2 protein-coding genes and 2 pseudogenes are annotated in these 1,570 nt (G+C 42.8%); 3 read left to right on the top strand and 1 reads right to left on the bottom strand.

Annotated features, from left to right (window positions below; genetic code table 11):
* The 3 genes and pseudogenes from AC2VE5_RS27270 to AC2VE5_RS27260 form a co-directional block, all read left to right on the top strand.
* Nucleotides 1–262 (top strand): annotated as a pseudogene (locus AC2VE5_RS27270) (hypothetical protein); the annotation flags it as partial.
* A 177-nt stretch (nt 263–439) separates the two neighbouring features.
* Nucleotides 440–694: a type II toxin-antitoxin system Phd/YefM family antitoxin gene (locus AC2VE5_RS27265; RefSeq protein ID WP_486890662.1), complete on the top strand. Its 255-nt coding sequence runs from the start codon at nt 440–442 to the stop codon at nt 692–694.
* 178 nt (nt 695–872) lie between these two features.
* Nucleotides 873–1,421, top strand: coding sequence for a transposase (locus tag AC2VE5_RS27260; protein WP_486890661.1), 549 nt, complete (start codon nt 873–875; stop codon nt 1,419–1,421).
* Here AC2VE5_RS27260 and AC2VE5_RS27255 read toward each other — a convergent pair.
* Nucleotides 1,372–1,570: pseudogene (locus tag AC2VE5_RS27255) on the bottom strand (hypothetical protein); the annotation flags it as partial. The gene AC2VE5_RS27260 and the pseudogene AC2VE5_RS27255 sit on opposite strands and share 50 nt — an antisense overlap.

The following is a 1,570-nucleotide window of genomic DNA, read 5'->3' as shown; positions in this document are numbered from 1 at the left end:
TCACGTATTTCTTCTCGGCTGGCAAAATGGGTCAGTATGCTTGCATCAATTGTCTGACTCATTAACTCTGTTTCTACTTGCTTTACTTTACCCTAGCCTACGCTATATTTTTTATGCGGTTGCCCTACTTCTGACAGCAAGTACCGTGCAGAAACTGGCAGGTCATGCTAGTCCTGTGACTACCGCACGATATGACAGGCGGGGAGAGGCAGCTAAACGTAAGGCGGCAAGTTTGTTGCATACGCCTTACGTGGGATCGTAATTCTAATTAGGATTAAATTTTAGCTTTAATATGGATTTTGGGCTTACAACGGTTTTTGGTTTTGATGAGTGTTGCTACTCTGTAATGAATGGCTAAGTTAGTCAATGGTTACAACTCATAATTTACAACTGATTGAGGCGGCGTATTCTTCATAGAGCTTACATTGAGGCTATATTTATGGTGAACGTGACAGTTGACGAAATGCAGCGCGATCCTGCAAAGTATCTGCGTTTTGTGGAGGCAGGTGAAAGTTTTGTCATCCTGCAAGCGGACAAACCAATCGCTGAACTCAACCCTATTGCTAGCAATAAGCGATTGTGGCAGACACAAGCGGTTCAACAAATGACGGAAGAAGAACTACGACCTATTACTAGCGGTAAGCAATTACGACCATTTGGTTTATGTGCAGGCGTTCTTTACGTTCCCAGTTAGAACAATATCGCATTAATCGGGTTGAACAACTACGTTTTCGACGTTCCCCTGCTGATTACCTTGCTAATCTTGAATCTTAGCTACTCTAGTTAACTTTGCTACTGTAGAAAAAAAGCCAAGTGGACGACGTTAATTATCATTGACTTCTCTTGCGGTACAAAACACGTGTAATGCAAGTGTGGAATCGAAGGGGTTTTGCTTTTATAAGGCAACCAATGGCATCAAGCGGCATTTAGCTGTCGATACATTAGGGTTTCCCTTTTTCACGCACTGTACGAGCGCAAATCTTGCCGATGATACCGGACTGATTGAGATGTTGACGCACAACATCGACTACTTCCAGTCCAAACCTGTGAACATTCCCAAGATCGCAATCTTGTTAGATCATGGCTATCACTCAGAGCATCTGAGGCAGGAGTTAGAGAAGATGTATCCCCAGATTATGAAGAAAATAAAGTTTGAATTGTCAACCAAGCCATCCAGACAAGAAAAGGCAGCGACAGGGAAGTCTGGATTTGTTCCAGCCATTGCTCGGTGGGTGATTGAGCGTTCCAATGCTTGGATGGAGCATTGTAAGATTCTGGTTAAGAACCACGAGAGAACCTTAGCAAATGCAACCACTAAGCTCAATCTTTGCTTCGTCAGGTTAATGATCAAGAGGCTTGCAGCTTCTAATACTAAGTTGCGATCAGAGGTAGTAATTGAAGGTGAGGAAAGAAAGTCATAGAGCGCAGGCGCTCACTATTAGAAGAAAGTTCAAGTAAGCCTTGGCAAAGTACATCTTCTACTTGTTCAAGGGAGGAAAAGGCTTGATTATAAAAGTTGTTTTCTCGAATATCTTCCCAGATATGTTCAACAGGCATTAACTCTGGACTA

It is taken from the genome of Aliterella sp. E5.1, from assembly GCF_057473825.1.
Note: the sequence above shows the minus strand (reverse complement) of the source record. Positions and strands in the feature narration are given on the sequence as shown.